The organism is Sphingobacterium sp. 40-24, from assembly GCF_001899705.1.
Taxonomy (GTDB): domain Bacteria; phylum Bacteroidota; class Bacteroidia; order Sphingobacteriales; family Sphingobacteriaceae; genus Sphingobacterium; species Sphingobacterium multivorum.
Map to the genome: position 1 here is coordinate 134,085 of NZ_MKWH01000006.1, position 17,832 is coordinate 151,916.

Sequence of the window (17,832 nt, forward strand, 5' to 3'; positions counted from 1 at the left end):
CGATTATAATACCTGATCTCCCGTTAGATTTCTTTTGTAATGAAATTTAGCTTAGTTTTGGGCATGAAGCATATGTTTTCAAATCTAGCTGTCATTCTACAAAACAATACTTTTGTGGAATCAGATTTTACACTGCCAGTACCCGTACTTCTTGCTAAGTTTTCTTTTTTACCTATTTCATCATTTTTTCCGGAAGCGAGTTCATCTTTTTCCGCTGATTGGTTAGACACCGTCCAACAGAGCGCGATTAGATCTACATTGGAAGGATTTAATGTCGGAATCAGTGGCGATGGTAATCCTGTCGCTTTACTTGAGCAGGCGATTGCTTTGACCAATCATGCACTTGCCTATAGCTATTTGGGGCTTTATTATTTTAAAATAGCGGCATATGACCAAGCTATTGCAACGTTTACAAGCGCAATCGAACAGTATAAAGAGGAGCCATTTTTTTATGCGAGCCGTTGTTTAGTTTATCGACTCATCGATGAAGACGAAGGTGCTTTCTATGATTATCAGATTGCCAAGAGACTGGATTTTAATTACCATAGCGTTTTGGAATGGCAGGAAAATCAAGCTGAATTAACGTATTTTGAAGCTGAAAATTTGGTCATACAAGAGCTGGAATCGAAGTCTAGGACGCTCAGTACTGACGAAATAAATTCATTGGGACTTGAATATGTTCATTGCTATAGCTATCTAAAAGCAATCGGTCTTTATTCTTCTGCTATTGCGGAATCCGACAACAAGGATAGCAACCTGTTTGTTTTTAGAGGAAGTTTGTACCTGAAATTGACCTGTTTTGAATTGGCATTGTCTGATTTCAATCAGGCTATTGCTCTTGATGAGAATCGTTCTGCCGCCTATATATTTCGTGCAAAAGTGTTTGAATCCTATCGTAATTACCAAAGTGCGCTGGAAGACTATGCCAAGGCGGAGGAAATAGATCGTGATTCATCGATCGTATACGAAGAAAGGGCATCTTTGTTTGAGCGGTTGGGAAATTTTGAGGAAGCATTATTGGATTTTGATCGCCTTGTTACGCTCAATCCGGAAGATTTTTATGTGTATTCATTACGAGCCGATTTGAATGAAAAGTTGGAGGATTTACCAGGCGCACTGGCAGATTACTCGAAAGCGATCGATTTGAATCCATATTATTCTGATTTGTATTCATATCGCGCAGCAATTCGTGAAAAATTGGGTGATCCTATCGGGGCAAAAGCCGACCTGGATAAATTCAATGAATTGGAAGATGAATAAAAAAAGTCCACCTTTTGGTGGACTTTTTATACCTACTGCTCTAACTAGAGCAGCCTTTATTTAATGATCCTTTTTATCTTATTGGAACGGGTAATAAGTTTGTGCAATTTGTCATAATCCTCCGTGGCAATAGAATCGTGCAGGGATTGAAGCTGCTTGATATGTTCTTCGAGCACTTCGAGTACATTTTCGCGATTTTGCTTGAAAATAGGTGTCCACATATCGGGCGAACTTTTGGCAAGACGTACTGTAGATTCAAATCCCGATCCTGCCAGCTCAAAGATACGTCCCTGAGATTTCTCTTTTTCCAATACCGTTAAGGCGAGGGCGAAAGAGGTCAGGTGGGAGATGTGTGATACATAAGCAGTATGTACATCATGTTCGTCCGCATTCATAAAACAGCTGCGCATCTCCAATTGGTCGGTGATGGCATCGGCGATTTCGAAAGCATCCTCATCCGTTTTAAATGCTTCGACATACACCATCATCTTGCCTTTGAATAAGCCTGCTATTGCAGCCTCAGGCCCCGAATACTCGGTTCCGGCCATGGGATGGGCTGCAACGTAACGCCCCCGGTTAGGGTGATCCTTGATTTTGTTGAGAATATTTGTTTTTGTCGATCCCATGTCAATGACGACCTGATCTGTAACCAAATCCAAGATTTGAGGAACAACATGTAAAATGGCATCGACAGGAATTGTGAGCACTAATACTTTACAGCTCTTAATCGCATCTTCTAAGCTTGCTGTTTCGTCAATGAAGCCGATGTGCATCGCTTTATCTAAGTTCTTTTGACTCTTATCTACACCGATAATTTTGTCGCAGAATTTTGTTTCTTTTAGGCGAATGGCAACTGAGCCGCCGATCAAGCCTACGCCTACAATGGCAATGTTCATATGTAAACAATTATATTAAGCGTATTTTTGTTCAAATGTTATACACCGAACGCTTTATACCCTGGTTGTTTGTCGATCAATTATTCTATCGATAATTTCAAAGCAGTTAAGCTGCCCCGATATCGAATGTCTTAGAAATTATCTTTAATGCGCTGGATTGATTCTTTGAGCACCTCTACTGTGGCACAGAGACTGATGCGTATATATTGATCGCCTTTGTCTCCGAAAATTCCACCCGGTGTAATAAATACCCGTGATTTGTCCAAAACAGCATCGCTCAGGGCATAACCATCCTTGTATTTTTCAGGGATGCGTGCCCATACAAATAGACCTACTTGGTCCTTTTGATAAGAACAGTCCAGCAAATCCATAATTTCATACACCTGTTGACGTCTTTCAGCATAAATTTTGTTTAGATCAGCATACCAGGAGGCATCAAGTTGTAAGGCTTTTGCCGCAGCCAGCTGAACAGGTAAAAACATACCTGAGTCCATGTTACTTTTGAAACGGAGTACTTGGTTTATACGTTCTTCGGCACCCACGAGCACACCAATTCGCCATCCCGCCATATTGGAAGACTTGCTCAGCGAATTCAACTCAATGGCTACATCTTTCGCGCCAGGGATACTCATAATGCTTCTTGGCGTATCTGTCAAAATAAAGCTATACGGATTATCGTGGCAAATCAGGATATTATACTCTTTAGCAAATTGAATCAGCTCTTGATAAAATGCATCGGGTGCTGAAGCACCTGTTGGCATATGAGGATAGTTTATCCACATCAATTTAACCTTTGACAAGTCTTGTTTTTTGAGCTCATTTAGATCGATAAGCCAATTTTTCTCTTGTGTAAGATTATAGGTGATCGCTTCAGCACCACTCAATCTCACTGCAGCAGCATAAGCTGGGTAGCCAGGATTGGGTATAAGCGCTTGGTCTCCTTCCTGAAGATAGGTCATACAGATGTGCACAATACCCTCTTTTGACCCTATTAAGGGTAATATTTCGGTATTGGGATTAAAAGTCGCGTTATAATAACGTTGATACCAATCTGCAACGGCTTGTCGTAGGGCGGGGGCGCCTTTATAATTTTGATAGCCATGCACATTTGGAAGTTGGGCATTCGTATTTAATGTCTCGATCACTTCCGGGTGTGGAGGCAAGTCTGGACTTCCAATTCCTAGGTTGATTACACGCGCACCCTGCTTGTTTAATTCATCTATTTCTCTTAATTTTTTGGAGAAATAATATTCTTCAGTATGCTGCAATCTTTTGGCAACGTCTATTTGCATTTTATTTTAATAAATTTGGTATTTGAATAAGGCTAAATTAGGGAATTATCTATTAAAAGGAGATTTTTTTATCGATTTTTCAAGCTGAACAAGCTGAATGCTTTATTCTTGCGATGCAACAATTTTATAGTCCCTTGCCAGGATATGTGCTTTTCTTGATTAATTTGTTATTTTTGTTCAATTTCCTCGTCAAAAATCTGGAAGTTAGAGGAGAGACCGACGAATTACTTTTGATGTAAAAGTAATTTGTCTTAGTTCAACATAAATGAAAACATATTTTAGGCTCTTATCGTTTGCTAAACCCATTGAGAAATTTGCAATCCCCTATGTAATTTGCACGCTGATCACGGTTGTTTTTAGCACGTTGAATTTGGCATTACTTGCTCCTTTACTCCATACACTTTTTAAAACCGGAAAAGAGGCTTGTGAAGCAGCTATTGAAGTCGTGAAACCTGAAGCGTACACAGATATTTTAGCTTGGTTCAATTACTATGCATCGATGGCAAATGAGCAGTTTGGTGCCTATGGCGCATTGCAAAGGGTCTGTATTGCAATTGTGATCTCCGTATTTATCAGTAATCTGTTTCGCTACTTCTGTCAACGCATTATGGAGAATTTCCGTATTCATACTTTGCTCAAATTGCGTAGAGCGGTATTTGACAGTGTAATGGATTTACATGTCGGTTATTTTACAGGACAACGAAAAGGAGATATTGTTTCTAAAGTTGCGTCTGATGTACAGGTCGTGCAGTATTCTGTGACGGGGACTTTACAGGTGGTTTTTAAAGAGCCCTTGCAATTGATCGCTTATATCGTGATGCTTTTTAATATCTCTGCGCAATTGACATTCTTTTCACTCTTGGTCATTCCCGTCTCTGCATTTTTTATTTCTAGAATCGTTAAGAATCTTAAAAGCCAAGCGCATGCGGCACAGGAATCGTATGGAAATATGATTTCCTATTTGGACGAAGCATTGTCTGGAATAAAAATTATCAAAGCTTTCAATGCCGTTTCATTTATTAAGAACAGGTTTCATAATGAGAACGAACGTTACGCCAATATCGGTCGTGCTATGGCTAAAAGACAACAGTTAAGTTCACCTGTGTCCGAATTGCTGGGGGTAATTATGGTGGCTATTATTCTTTTGTATGGCGGCCATTTGGTGCTTTCAGGTGACAAGAGTTTAACTGCGCCCGCATTTATTGCCTATATCGCTATTTTTTCACAGGTGATGCGTCCGGCAAAGGCGTTAACAGATTCTTTCAGCGGTATTCATAATGGTCTTGCTGCGGGTGAGCGTGTATTGGAACTTATCGATGAACGGACGGAAGTGAAAGATCGCGCAGACGCGAAGCTTGTGAAAAGCTTTGAGAAGAATATTGTCTTTAATCAGGTGAATTTTTCGTATACCAAAGATAAAGAGATTCTACAGAACATCGATTTGACTATAGAAAAAGGGAAGATTATTGCGTTGGTGGGACCTTCAGGTGGGGGAAAATCAACTTTAGTTGATTTAATTCCGCGTTTTATGGACGTTACTGGGGGGCAAATTTTGTTTGACGGTATTGATTTACGGGATTTAGACCAGGATTCTTTACGGGACATGATCGGTGTCGTTAATCAAGAGTCCATTTTGTTTAATGATACGATCTTCAATAATATTGCATTTGCTAATCTTTCGGCCAGTCAAGAGGAAGTAGAAGCCGCTGCACGGATTGCGAATGCGCATGAGTTTATTGTGAAAACGGAACAGGGTTATCAGACCAACATAGGTGATAGGGGCGGTAAATTATCTGGTGGCCAACGTCAGCGGATCTGTATTGCACGAGCTGTCTTGAAGAATCCACCGATCATGCTTCTTGATGAGGCGACTTCTGCTTTAGATACCGAATCTGAAAAGTTGGTGCAGGACTCCTTATATAAATTAATGGACAATAGAACAACGGTTGTGATTGCCCATCGTTTAAGTACCATTCAGAATGCGGATAAAATTGTGGTTATTGAAGCCGGAAAGATTGTAGAAGCAGGTAGCCATAGTGAGCTGATACAGCAAGAAGGATTATACCGTAAATTAATCGAAATGCAACAATTTACAGATTAGGCTCCTTTTCTAAGAGCTATGTCAAATTAGTTGTTGTCACATTTTTTATTATAACTTTTGTTGCCTTTTCGGTACATTTGATTTAAGATAGGAGATACATTTAATGAACGCAATAGATAAATTGAATTTCTTGATTAACGATAAGAATTTAGCTGTCGAATTGAGAGATATAGCGGAGAAAGTTTTGCGAGAGGAGCGTATCACTTTTGAGGACGGCGTACTTTTGTATGAGAAAGGTGAGTTAGGCTACCTTGGTGTGCTTGCTAACTATATTCGCGAGAAACGCCATGGTGATCATACTTTTTTCAATCGTAATTTTCACATCGAGCCGACTAACGTCTGTGTCTATGACTGTAAGTTCTGTTCGTATTCCCGCTTAATAAAAGAACGGGCTGAAGGTTGGGAGATGGAAGTCGACGGCATGATGGATATTGTGAAAAAGTACGACAAGGAGGCTGTTACTGAAGTTCATATCACCGGAGGGGTTGTTCCTAAGCAGAACCTCGAATTTTATGCCGATTTTTTTCGCAAATGTAAAGCACATCGTCCCGAGTTGCATATCAAAGGACTTACACCTGTAGAGTATTACTATATTTTCAAGAAAGCAAAATTGAGCCATTACGACGGATTGAAGTATCTGCAATCCTGCGGATTAGATTCTATGCCGGGCGGTGGTGCGGAAATCTTTCATCCAGAAGTCAGAGAGCAGATTGCACATGATAAATGCACAGCCGAACAATGGCTGGATATTCATGAGCAGGCGCATAAGCTGGGCATGCATACCAATGCAACCATGCTGTACGGCCATATAGAGCAGTTTTGGCATCGTGTCGATCACATGGAGCGCTTAAGACAGCTACAGGATAAGACTGGTGGTTTTCAGACCTTTATTCCACTAAAATTTAGAAACAAGGAGAATCAAATGTCCCATATTCCGGAGGTATCCGTTATTGAAGACCTCAGGAATTACGCGATCGCTCGAATTTACATGGATAATTTTGATCATATTAAAGCTTATTGGGCAATGATATCGAGAGATACGGCCCAGTTGTCCTTGGCTTTTGGGGTCGATGATATAGACGGAACACTGGATGATACGACAAAAATATACAGCATGGCAGGAGCAGAAGAGCAAAAACCGGGGATGACCACACAAGAGGTTGTCGAGCTGATAAAAAATGTTGGACGCCATCCGATTGAAAGAGATACCCTCTACAATGTGGTAACCGATTATAATGATGTTGTTTTTGATCAAGTTGATCAAAAGAAAAGCTATTACGCATTACCTGTTGTCAATTCATAACTCATATCGCACGTTGAAAAAGACATTTTATTTTATACGACACGGACAGACTGATCTAAATTTAAGAGGTATTGTGCAGGGGCGGGGTGTTAATTCCCCACTCAATAAAATGGGCATAGCTCAAGCTCAGGCTTTCTTTGATCGCTACAATACGGTGCCTTTTGATAAGATATATACCTCCACTTTATTGCGTACTCATCAAACTGTACAGGGGTTCATTGATTTGGATTTACCTTGGGAACAGCTTGTTGGTTTGGATGAAATAAGCTGGGGAGTTTATGAAGGAAAAGAACAAACACCGGAGTTGCTAGCTGGTTTTGAAAAATTGGTCGCAGCATGGCGCAATGGAGAATTGGATGTCAGTATCGAAAACGGAGAGTCTCCTCATGAATTAATGGCGCGTCAACAAATCGCCTTGGATCATATGCTCGCTCAGACAGATGAAAAAAACATATTAGTCTGTATGCACGGTCGTGCTTTACGGATTATGCTTTGTCTAATGACTGGTGTCGATGCCCGTTATATGGATGATTTCCCGCATACAAATACTGCTTTATATAAATTGCTGTATGATAATGGTCAATTTGAGATTGTAGACCATTACAATACCGCACACTTAGAAGCATTGATAAATGAATAAAATTAGAGTTTCTGCCGTATCGTATACCAATACTTATCCATTTTTGAATGGAATACGTAAATCGAAAGTGATGGAGCAAATCGACTTGAGCGTCGATTATCCAAGTGCCTGTGCACAGAAAGTAATCGACGATCAAGCTGATATCGGGATTATACCGACAGCTGCCTTATTAAGTCTACCCGAGTACTATATTAATACCGATTTTTGTATCGGCACGGAAGGTGCTGTCGATTCTGTCTTTATTTTTGCCAATAAACCCATTGAAGAGGTAAAAACTTTACGTTTAGATAAGCAATCGCGCACTTCAAATGGTTTAGCACGTGTATTGATAAAAAATTATTGGAAAAAGGATGTGGAATTGATCGCTGATGAATCTATCGAGCCAGATGCCTATGTTTTAATTGGGGATCGTACTTTCGGTAAGAAGAATGCAGTACCCTATGTTTATGATTTGGGGGAAGAATGGTTTAACTTCACCGGATTACCTTTCGCTTTTGCCTTATGGGTAAGTAACAAAAAACTTCCCGACTCTTTTGTAGAGGAATTCAATGAAGCTTTAGCGTATGGCGTTGAACATGCAACCGATGTGATAGCCGGTCTCCCAGAATTTGAGGACTTTGATTATACCAAATATCTGACAGAGCATCTTAATTTCCATTTGACAGCCAAGAAGCGCGAAGCTGTGCAATTGTATCTCCGGTATTTAAAAGAATTGGATTAACCTGGGGGCGCTTGGCCTGAACAGGAACGATGACATACCCTGAAAAATTTTAAATCAGAATCGCCAGGTAAGCCTTACACGGTATTGTGAAGGCTTACCTGGCGATTGATTTCCAAAGAAGAAAATACAAGAATTGAAGCCACCGTTTTACACTTGAATTCCAATTAACCAATGTTTTGGACCTTTAAGTACGTCCAATTTTTACTTTACGTCCTTTGATTTTTTGCCCATCTGCCTTGTTGATAATAAAAGGAGCAAGCTTTCTTTTAACGGCGACATAAGCGACCTTATCTTTCACTTCTATTATACCAATGTCGTCTTTTTCAACACCTTCCAAATGCAGGAGAAAACCTACGATGTCAATTTTATTGACTTTGTCTTTTCTTCCAGCACTAACATAAAGTGTGGCGAAAGGTGAATTTTCAGGAAGATCATAGTATTCGGGAAATTCCTCTTCAGGTATTTCCTCCGCTATATAGGGATACGCTTCTTCCGGCTTTAAGATGACATAGACATCACCCTTTGCCTGCATACGCGCAGTACGTCCATTGCGATGAATAAAGCCATCTTCTTTATGCGGTAGCTGATAATGAATAATGGCATCAACTTCGGGGATATCCAGCCCTCTTGCAGCCAAATCGGTCGTGATCAAAACATTGTTGGAATGATTACGGAATTTGAGAAGCGCCAGTTCACGATCTTGCTGTTCAAGTCCGCCATGAAAGGTGTCGTGAATAATATTGCGATTATCCAGTAGTTCGCTGATGTGATCGACGGCATCGCGATGGTTACAGAAGATAATCATTTTTTTCGTCCCAATCTTGCAGATAAGTTTTAGTAGTGCCTCCAATTTCTTTTGAACAGGGGCAACTACTTTTTTAATTGTAATGCGGGGTATATTTTGTGAATTATTCAAAAAATCGACAAGAATAGGCTCCTCTATCTGTGTAAAAGGCGGAATTGCATCCATCATCGTTGCAGAAGTCAATATCCGCGATCTGATGGCCGGTATATGTCGAATAATAAAATCCATTTGTTGCTGAAATCCCAGTTCCAACGATTTATCAAATTCGTCTAGCACGAGGGTATGAATACCGGAAGGATCAAAATTTCCTTCTTCGATATGTTGTTTTATGCGTCCTGGAGTTCCTATAATAATTCCGGGAGCATCCTTGAATTCATTTTTTTCAATACGGGTACTATGACCGCCATAGGCACAGGTGACTTTGTGGCCAGTGGCTACCTTGCGAAGCACTTGCTCTATCTGTAAGGCCAGTTCGCGGGTCGGCGCTAAGATCAGTACTTGAACCTCCCGAACGATTTCCTTCAGTTGCTCTAAAATGAGCAATGAAAAGGCCAAGGTTTTGCCAGATCCTGTGGGTGAAAGTAAGATGAAATCATGATCTTTTTGGTACGATTCCACTACTTTTTCTTGCATCTCATTTAAGGATGAGATACCTAATTTATTTAAAATAGCTTCTAGCTGCATTCAGCAAAAATACAAAATACCGCTATTTTGAAAGGAACAAACTCGAATGAAAATTTTTTAGGCATTTTGTAATTAAAAAAACAAGGTAATCAGTCTATAAAAGATGATTACCTTGCCTTGATTTTTATCGGTATACTGAAACACGCGGTATAGTTGCCGAGTTATTAATTTTCCATAAGTATTGTTTTATAGGATATCAATACCTTCTTGTCTTAATGTTTCTTTTTTGTCCTCTTCCCAGATACTGACTTGAACTTCTCCAATATGTTGTTTTTTGAGCATAAACATACAGACACGGGATTGTCCGATTCCACCGCCCATAGATTCCGGTAATTGATCATTGAGAAGCATGCTATGGAAAGTCAGTTTGGATTTTTCAGTGCAATTTCTGATTTCCATTTGATGTGCCAAAGCGGTTTTATCGACGCGAATCCCCATGGAAGAAAGCTCAAAGGCTGAATTTAAGATGGGGTTCCATACGAGAATATCTCCATTCAATCCTTTGTGTCCAGCCTCATTTGCAGTACTCCAATCGTCGTAGTCTGCTGCGCGCCCATCGTGTGCAACACCATTGCTGAGTGCCCCGCCGATACCATATAAAAATACTGCACCATATTCTTTTGTGATGGTATTTTCACGTTCTTTTGCAGTTAGATTAGGATATTTTTGCAGAAGTTCTTCTGCTGCAATAAATGTAATGGTTTCTGGAAGAATAGCTTTTATCTGTGGATACTTGCTTTCAACCTGTTGTTCTGTATAGCGTAATGCATCGTAAATTTTTAATACGGTATCTTTCAGTAAGGCCAAAGTACGTTGATCTTTATCGATTACTTTTTCCCAATCCCATTGGTCTACATATATCGAATGAATAGGGGTGTAATCTTCATCAGGACGCAGTGCTTTCATGTCTGTCACGATGCCTTCCCCGGGTAACATTTCAAGTTCTTTTAAACGGACTCTTTTCCATTTTGCCAATGAATGTACGACGACAGCCCTTTTTTCATTCAATGATTTAATCGGAAATGATACCGGGCGCTCAATTCCATTTAAGTCATCATTTAATCCTGTGCCGTCTAAAACCACCAATGGCGATGAGATCGGAATTAAGTTTAATGCTTTCTTTAGTTGTTGGACAAATGTATCTTTAACGAAGCTGATAGCAACTTCGGTATTTAAAAGTTTTCTTCCCTCCATATGAGTTAAATGAAATACCATGTGCGGATTGATACGCATGGTTTTATTTTTTATTCAGTTATTTCCTACAAAAGTATGAAAATATCACTGGTTAATCTGTTTGGTTGTGATTTTTAATATTTATCCATTAAAAAGTTGAAAAAATAAAAAAATTCTAACAAAATGAAGGTAGGTCAATATTTAATTATAAAACTAATAATTTGTTGGTGCAACTAAAAGTGTTTGGTTACTTACTAAAAGAGCCCTGAATATTTCAGGGCTCTTTTATTTATGGTGGATCGACGTGATTGATTAAACGGAGAAACTTTCGCCGCATGCACAGGTCCGGCTCGCATTAGGGTTATGGAATTCAAAACCTTTTCCGTTCAAACCATCGGAATAATCCAGTTCTGTACCTGCTAGGTATAAAAACGATTTTATATCCAAACAGACCTTCACGCCTTTATCTTCGAAAAATTGATCACCTTTTTTTTCTTCGTTATCGAAGTTCAGCTTATAACTCAAGCCCGAACAACCGCCACTTTCCACAGCAACACGCACAAAGTAATTGCTGTCATATTGCTCATCCTTCATGATTTCCTCGATACGAGTTTTTGCTTTGTCAGTAACTGTAATCATAGTAATATCCTTTGTATAGCACAAAGATACGTACAATCTTGTTATATTTCGCCTGTTCTAAAGTTTTTAGAATGTCATAAATTAATCGATCAGGCCAGCTTTGAAAAGTTGCCAGATGGGGGATTGATCGCGGATTTTGCCAACCGCATCTGTGACCAATTGAGCGCATTGTATAATATCCTCTTGAGTCGTAAATATGCTTAAGCTAAAGCGAATGGCCGATAATGCATCTTCTTTGGAAACATTCATAGCCATTAAAACATGGGACGGTTCTCTGGATCCGGTTACACAGGCTGAGCCCGAGGAAAGGGCCAAAGCAGGACAGGCAGTCATTATTTCGCTGGCTAGGATGTGTTTAAAACTAATGTAACTGGTGTTGGGTAGGCGGGATGCATTTTTTCCATGAATGATGATTTCAGGAATATCACTTAAAAGTTCTTCCAATAGATCGCGGTTTCGTTCGACCGTATCATAAGATGCTGGATTAATCAGAGACAGGGCTTTTCCAAAGCCGACGATAGCTGGAACGTTGTACGTGCCGCCTCTAAATCCGCTTTCCTGACCACCACCTACAAGCAGCGGGGTAATCTGAATCGGCTTCGATTTGCGACGGATGTATAAGGCGCCGACTCCCTTCGGGCCATGAAGTTTATGCGCGCTCAGGCATAAAAGGTCAATCGGGACTTTTTGTAGATCAATGTTGATTTTTCCAATAGCCTGCGTAGCGTCACAGAAAAATAAGATGTCTTTCTCCTTACAAATAGTGGCGATTTGAGTTAGCGATGTGCATACTCCTGTCTCGTTATTTGCCGCCATGATGCAAACGAGTATGGTCTGGGAGCTCATCGCATTTTTTAAATCGTCTATACGAATCACGCCTTGTGCATCGACGGGGAGATAGGTGATCTGCGCTCCTTTTTTCGTCAGTTGTTCACAGCAGCTTAATACAGCTTTGTGTTCTGTTGAAACGGTGATAATATGATTTCCTTTGGATTGATATTTGTCAAATATGCCACAGATTACGGTATTAATACTTTCTGTTGCACCTGAATTGAAAAATAGTTCTTTTGGTGAACAATTAAGTGCTTCAGCTATTTGCGCTCTAGCCAGTTGGACGGCGGCATTGGCTTCACGCCCCATTTGGTGATAAACACTAGATGCATTCGCATAGTTTTGGATGAAGTAGGGGGTCATGGTATTCCATACTTCATCCAAAATTCGTGTTGTTGCGTTGTTGTCCAAATAAATGATATCCTTCATCAGGATAAAGATAAGGATAATGAAGGTTATGCTGAAGCCTTCACATCAACTTCCTTTTTTTTGACATTTGGATCATATCTTAAGCCCGGGGTCAACCAATACATCAGTATGATACGGGAATAACGGTAGTTGAATGGCGACATTAAAACAACGCTCATGATGGCAACGGTTGCATACAGTATAAATGAAGAATCATTGCCTGTCAGGATATAGGTTGCCATACAAGCCGTAACCATTTCTGCTATGGAGAACGCATAGGTAACATACATGGCACCATAAAAGTAACCTGGCTCACGCTCGTAACGAAGTCCACAGTATTCGCAATGGCTATTCATTTTTTGTACTTTAAGACCATAGGCAGGACCTTGGTATACATGGCCGATCCGGCATCTTGGACATTTCGCTTGCCATGCAGCTTTAAATTCAGATAATTCGTATTTAACCTCTTCCATAGTTATAGTTGTTTTCTGAACTCTTCTGGTGTGAGCCCAGCGGATTTTTTGAAAAATTTAGTAAAGTATGAGTTGTCATTGAATTGCAGCTCATCTGCAATCTCATTGATATTTAAGTTTCGATTGACCAATAGTCGCTTCGCTTCGAGTACAATCCGGTTTCGTATAATTTCACCTGCTGATTGTCCGATGTAGGATTTGCAGATCGCATTCAGATGATTGGGTGTAATAAATAACTGATCTGCGTACACACTGGGCAATTTGGTAGATCTGAATTGCTGTTCAACCAATTGCTGAAAACTATTGAATATTTTGTGATTATATGGCGTACTGTGCTCTTGATGATCTTTTTCTGTAGAAATTGAGATATACAATATAAATTGGAGCAGAAGTGTACGGATATAGTCTTCCGATTGACCTACCGCTTTTGCGGAAGCAATTTGTTCAAGAATGTGAATAGCCTGCTTGCGAAATTGTTCCGCAATAACAAAAATAAGCTGCTCAATTTTACCCTGTAAGAAGCTGAAGCGTTCCAGGTAATCGGTTCTTAAGAGAAAAGACTGAAAATAGTCAATGGAAAAATTGACAACATAGCCTTCTTCGTCACCTGTAAAGTTCCAGGTATGAACTTGACCTGGTACCATAAAATAGATTTGATAAGGTTCAATGTTGTAATGATTGAAATCAATAATGTGTTCTCCTGAGCCCTTGGTGAATAGCACAAAATGGAAAAAATTATGTTTGTGAGGAAATACCATATCCTGATGCTTGATGATATATTCTTTTAGATCATCAATATGAATCGTTGTTTTGTTATTGAGATCAATGCTACAACTATCAATAATCGGAATGGTATTTTTTCTATTCATATAGCAAAATTACGCTAAATATTCTTTTAATAGTGGTGTTTATTTGGTCTTTTATGGTGTTTTTCAATGATTTTTATATTTTGATACGGTATACGATATGTTGGAACAATCCTTGTGCCTAGAGGTTTAAAATATATTTTACAACATGGAAAGTAATTTAAATAGTTTGGGGAGTAGATTTGGTCGTTTGACCGATATTGTCATTGAGTCTATTCCGGGGATTATAGGTGGAATTATCCTATTGATTCTTGGGAAATATGTGATCAATTTTGTAGATCGCTTATTACATAAACGTTTCGAAAAGAAGAATGTAGATCCCTCTATTCGGGCATTTATCTCCAGTATTGTAAAGATCGTCATGTGGGTGATGTTGCTCCTCACCGTCGCAAGTCAGATTGGAATACAGACAACTTCTTTTATTGCTGCTTTATCCGCCTTTGGGTTGGCCGTTGGTATGGCGCTGCAGGGAAGTCTGAGTAATTTTGCCGGCGGAGTGCTGATTTTGATGTTTAGACCATTTGAGGTAGGGGATTCCATCTCGAGTGCAAATGGTACCGCAGGTACTGTAGAGAGGATTGATATCTTGTATTCCACTTTAATAGGCGATGATGGTGTACGTGTTTTTAGCCCAAATGGCCCTTTGGCCAATTCGGTTATTAAAAACTATACGAAAATTGTGCAACGCATGTTTGAATATACCATCAGTATCTCTTATGATAAAAATGTGAAAGAAGCGAAAGATATTATATTAAGAGTTCTCCGTTCGAATGAAAATGTGTTGACAACTCCAGAGCCAACTGTTTTTATCAAAGAATTGGGAGACAGTGCCATGGTTTTAACCGTTCGTGCGTGGACGAAAAGAGAGCATTATGTCGCTGCTCGAAACTCAATGCAGGAAAAGATTATGTTGGAGCTGGAAAGGAACGATATTAGTTTATCTTCCAATCCGACACAGATTAGCATTGTTTCGAATTCAAGCGACCTAGGGACTGCAAAAGCTTAGTCCTGATCTGTTCCCAAGGCGTGTAAAAGGACAAAGTACCGGTAGGCAATGATAGCCTGCTGGTACTTTTTTAATTTCAAGGGATCCATCTTACCATATTTTGGTAAGATGGCTTTATTTAAGCTGTTTAAAAGCTGAAAAAATCTTCGTTTCATTGATATACCTCTTTATTGATAATCTGCGGCATTTTTTCGCCTTTAATTGCTGCCAGTAAGTTACTGGCGGCCATCATTGCCATATTATCCCGCGTTTCTTCTGTAGCAGACCCGATGTGTGGCAGTACACAGACATTTTCCATATTTAACAGTGGATTTTTCGGATCCATCGGTTCAGGATTTGTCACATCAAGTCCGGCACCCCATAGTTGGCCAGTCTCTAGAGCTTCTGTTAGATCTATTTCATTGACCAATCCGCCTCTGGCGGTATTAATCAATATAGCGGAGTTTTTCATGCGCGCAAATGTCATTTTGTCAAACCGGTTTTTAGTCTCCGCTGTCAACGCCGCATGGATTGAAAGGACATCGCTCCGCGTGAGCAGATCGTCGAAATTCACATATCGTGCGCCAAGAATTTGCTCTGCTTCCTCATTACGGCTCCGATTGTAATAGATAATATCCATGTTATACGCTGCTTTGGCTTTTCTCGCGAATTCAAAGCCAATTCGTCCCAGTCCATAAATACCCAGTGTTTTGTTGTTGAGCTCGATGCCTAGGTTTGCCGTTGGATCAAAACCTTTCCATTCGCCCTGCAAAATTCTCTTGTGGTTGAAAAATGCCTTCCGCGATACCGATAGCATTAAAAGGAATGCGACATCAGCTGTTGCTCCCGAAAGTATGCCTGGCGTATTGCTTACAGGTATTCCATGCTGTGTTGCGGCAGCGATATCCACATTGTCATAGCCGACACTCATGAGGGATAGGGCTTTAAGGTTTGGGCAGTTTTGGAAAAAATTAGCATCAAACTTTTGCATCCCACCATTCAGCACGTAATCGGCCTGTTGGCTCGCTTCGATAAGCTGCCTTTCGGATAGGGGATCAGCTGAATCGTGTATCGTTAGATCGTGACCGGCAGATTTTAATAAATCTATACCTTTTTGTGGTATTTTTTTAGTGATAAATATCTTCATGCAAATAGCTGTTCTTTAGCTTTCTTGTGATTGATTTTGGTAAACCAATTTGTGTTTTCTTCTAGTCAAAATTAATGATCACTCATCGCTATAACAACAAAAAAAACCATATTGTTGTTTCAATATGGCTCATTATTCTCTATTTTTTGAACTTTATTTTTTACGGAGTATGTAATCTAAAATAGCTTTACCCTTATCATCGGCAGAGATGGCAGAATTGGACAAGATGATAACGCCACTTTTTTTATCGGGCGATAAGGCTAGATAGGAGCTGCTTCCGGCAGTTCCGCCATTGTGCCAATAGACCGTTAGGTCGTCAATCAGGTTCATATGCCATGCGAGTCCCAAGTCGGTGTCTGGAGGCAGAAAAAAAGTAAACAATCTGGTGTTTGCCATGGCGTTTTCCAATGGGGTCTGCGGCATCTTGAATTGCGCATTCGCAAATTTAAGCAGATCCTCAAGAGTCGATTTTAATCCGCCAGCGGGACCAAAAGCGTCAAACGACCAGGGAATTACTTCTTGACCATCTTTGTTGTATACTTTAAAGGTATCTTTTCTTTTAGGATCCAATACCTGAAAGGTATTACTCATTTCGAGTGGCTTGCAGATGATGTCTTTTACGAGCTGATCATAGCTTTTTTTATAGATACTGCATATAATGTCTCCTAATACGGCGTAACCAAGGTTGCTGTACTCATACTCTTCACCTGGTTTCTTGTTATTTTTAAAGCTTGCGAGGAAACTATAAAGTGCTTTTTTATCGTATGTTTTGTAAGGATCGTTTTCGTTAAATCCTTTGACTTTGTCGAGATTGTCAGGAAGTCTTGGTAAGCCAGAGGTATGATTGGCCAACATTTGAAACGTTATTTTTGAAAGTTCTTCATTTTTCTTGAGTGTATCAGGAAGAAATAGCGCAATAGGCTGATCTAAGGTTATCGTTCCTTCTTCGACAAGATTTGACAAAAGTATAGCGGTAAAAACTTTACTTAACGAACCAATTTCATAGGTAGACGTTTTTGTAGGCGCTGTTTGGTTGCCTTTGGCAGTCTCACCATAGAAATAGCTTTTTGTTTGTCCATTCTTTAGAATGCCAATTGCAAGTGATTGCGTATTTTGTTGTTTCAAATAAGCATTTGCAACAGAATCGACAAAAAGGTCGTCATTATCGACTGATTTCTGTGTGGCAGGTACCACAATAGTTTTTTCAACTTGAGGCTTGATTGCCAGAGGAGTGAATTTTAATGTATTGAATTTTAAGGTTGTGTCCGTTGCAAAAAGAACCTCATACGATTTGCTGTCGAAGTCCATCTGATAGGTTGCAAGTCCTTTTTCAAATTCTTTTATCGTTGAGCTTTTTACTCGTCCTAAGGGATAGAGTTCCTGTAGTACTTGCGTGAATTTGGCTAAGCTAAATTGTTGTTTGAAGGTGTCACTGGCCAAATTATAGGCGGAGTCTGTCATCTGGGAATTGATAAAAAATTCCAGCTTATTGTAAACTCCTTTATTGATCTGTTCTGCAGGATTCGTTTGGGCAAAGGAGTAAGATGTGATGCCCAGCAATACTATTGTAATAAAATGTTTCATAACGATTGATGGGCACAAATCTAC

At 39.8% G+C, this 17,832-nt stretch carries 17 protein-coding genes; 6 read left to right on the plus strand and 11 right to left on the minus strand.

The window, feature by feature from the left end; translation table 11 throughout:
- Positions 1–39 precede the first annotated feature (39 nt).
- The gene (locus BGP15_RS01895; protein WP_286753741.1) at positions 40–1,260 is read left to right on the plus strand and encodes a tetratricopeptide repeat protein; all 1,221 of its coding nucleotides are present in this window, start codon (positions 40–42) and stop codon (positions 1,258–1,260) included.
- A 56-nt stretch (positions 1,261–1,316) separates the two neighbouring features.
- On the opposite strand, the gene BGP15_RS01900 is transcribed toward BGP15_RS01895, so the two are convergent.
- Together BGP15_RS01900 and BGP15_RS01905 are read right to left on the minus strand one after the other, a co-directional pair.
- A complete protein-coding gene (locus BGP15_RS01900; RefSeq protein WP_286753742.1) occupies positions 1,317–2,156 on the minus strand; it encodes a prephenate dehydrogenase in 840 nt (279 codons plus the stop codon).
- 131 nt (positions 2,157–2,287) lie between these two features.
- Positions 2,288–3,448: a pyridoxal phosphate-dependent aminotransferase gene (locus BGP15_RS01905; RefSeq protein ID WP_120332598.1), complete on the minus strand. Its 1,161-nt coding sequence runs from the start codon at positions 3,446–3,448 to the stop codon at positions 2,288–2,290.
- Positions 3,449–3,713: 265 nt separating this feature from the next.
- Here BGP15_RS01905 and BGP15_RS01910 point away from each other — a divergent pair, with 265 nt between their 5' ends.
- The 4 genes from BGP15_RS01910 (at position 3,714) to BGP15_RS01925 (ending at position 8,213) form a co-directional block, all read left to right on the plus strand.
- Positions 3,714–5,549 (plus strand): ABC transporter ATP-binding protein, encoded by a 1,836-nt coding sequence (locus BGP15_RS01910; RefSeq protein WP_070567835.1) that lies wholly within the window; start codon positions 3,714–3,716, stop codon positions 5,547–5,549.
- 103 nt (positions 5,550–5,652) lie between these two features.
- Complete coding sequence (gene mqnE, locus BGP15_RS01915) at positions 5,653–6,852, plus strand: aminofutalosine synthase MqnE (RefSeq protein WP_070567833.1); 1,200 nt, start codon at positions 5,653–5,655, stop codon at positions 6,850–6,852.
- Between the two features lie 13 nt (positions 6,853–6,865).
- Positions 6,866–7,492: a histidine phosphatase family protein gene (locus tag BGP15_RS01920; protein ID WP_286753744.1), complete on the plus strand. Its 627-nt coding sequence runs from the start codon at positions 6,866–6,868 to the stop codon at positions 7,490–7,492.
- Positions 7,485–8,213 (plus strand): menaquinone biosynthetic enzyme MqnA/MqnD family protein, encoded by a 729-nt coding sequence (locus BGP15_RS01925; RefSeq protein ID WP_286768566.1) that lies wholly within the window; start codon positions 7,485–7,487, stop codon positions 8,211–8,213. The genes BGP15_RS01920 and BGP15_RS01925 overlap by 8 nt, the downstream gene beginning before the upstream one ends.
- Positions 8,214–8,397: 184 nt before the next feature.
- Here BGP15_RS01925 and BGP15_RS01930 read toward each other — a convergent pair whose 3' ends face one another.
- From BGP15_RS01930 to BGP15_RS01955, 6 genes are all read right to left on the minus strand, one after another.
- Positions 8,398–9,651 carry a DEAD/DEAH box helicase gene (locus BGP15_RS01930; RefSeq protein WP_286768567.1) on the minus strand — a complete coding sequence of 418 codons (1,254 nt, stop codon included), beginning with the start codon at positions 9,649–9,651 and terminating at the stop codon, positions 8,398–8,400.
- A 237-nt stretch (positions 9,652–9,888) separates the two neighbouring features.
- The gene (gene asnA / locus BGP15_RS01935) at positions 9,889–10,896 is read right to left on the minus strand and encodes an aspartate--ammonia ligase (RefSeq protein WP_070568272.1); all 1,008 of its coding nucleotides are present in this window, start codon (positions 10,894–10,896) and stop codon (positions 9,889–9,891) included.
- Between the two features lie 291 nt (positions 10,897–11,187).
- A complete protein-coding gene (locus BGP15_RS01940) occupies positions 11,188–11,514 on the minus strand; it encodes a HesB/IscA family protein (RefSeq protein ID WP_046675441.1) in 327 nt (108 codons plus the stop codon).
- Positions 11,515–11,595: 81 nt separating this feature from the next.
- Positions 11,596–12,774, minus strand: coding sequence for a cysteine desulfurase family protein (locus BGP15_RS01945; protein WP_286768568.1), 1,179 nt, complete (start codon positions 12,772–12,774; stop codon positions 11,596–11,598).
- 26 nt (positions 12,775–12,800) lie between these two features.
- Positions 12,801–13,226 carry a DUF983 domain-containing protein gene (locus tag BGP15_RS01950; protein WP_046675442.1) on the minus strand — a complete coding sequence of 142 codons (426 nt, stop codon included), beginning with the start codon at positions 13,224–13,226 and terminating at the stop codon, positions 12,801–12,803.
- A 2-nt stretch (positions 13,227–13,228) separates the two neighbouring features.
- Positions 13,229–14,095: an AraC family transcriptional regulator gene (locus tag BGP15_RS01955; protein WP_286768569.1), complete on the minus strand. Its 867-nt coding sequence runs from the start codon at positions 14,093–14,095 to the stop codon at positions 13,229–13,231.
- A 145-nt stretch (positions 14,096–14,240) separates the two neighbouring features.
- Between BGP15_RS01955 and BGP15_RS01960 the strand changes: the two genes are divergently transcribed.
- Positions 14,241–15,098, plus strand: coding sequence for a mechanosensitive ion channel family protein (locus tag BGP15_RS01960; RefSeq protein WP_070567825.1), 858 nt, complete (start codon positions 14,241–14,243; stop codon positions 15,096–15,098).
- Here the strand turns inward: BGP15_RS01960 and BGP15_RS01965 are convergent.
- The 3 genes from BGP15_RS01965 to BGP15_RS01975 all read right to left on the minus strand — a co-directional run bounded on the left by BGP15_RS01965 (position 15,095) and on the right by BGP15_RS01975 (position 17,808).
- Positions 15,095–15,253, minus strand: coding sequence for a hypothetical protein (locus BGP15_RS01965; RefSeq protein WP_286768570.1), 159 nt, complete (start codon positions 15,251–15,253; stop codon positions 15,095–15,097). The genes BGP15_RS01960 and BGP15_RS01965 overlap by 4 nt on opposite strands.
- Positions 15,250–16,224 (minus strand): 2-hydroxyacid dehydrogenase, encoded by a 975-nt coding sequence (locus tag BGP15_RS01970; RefSeq protein ID WP_112376107.1) that lies wholly within the window; start codon positions 16,222–16,224, stop codon positions 15,250–15,252. Before BGP15_RS01970 ends, BGP15_RS01965 begins: the two co-directional genes overlap by 4 nt.
- 153 nt (positions 16,225–16,377) lie before the next feature.
- Positions 16,378–17,808, minus strand: coding sequence for a serine hydrolase domain-containing protein (locus BGP15_RS01975; RefSeq protein WP_286768571.1), 1,431 nt, complete (start codon positions 17,806–17,808; stop codon positions 16,378–16,380).
- Between the last annotated feature and the right edge of the window lie 24 nt (positions 17,809–17,832).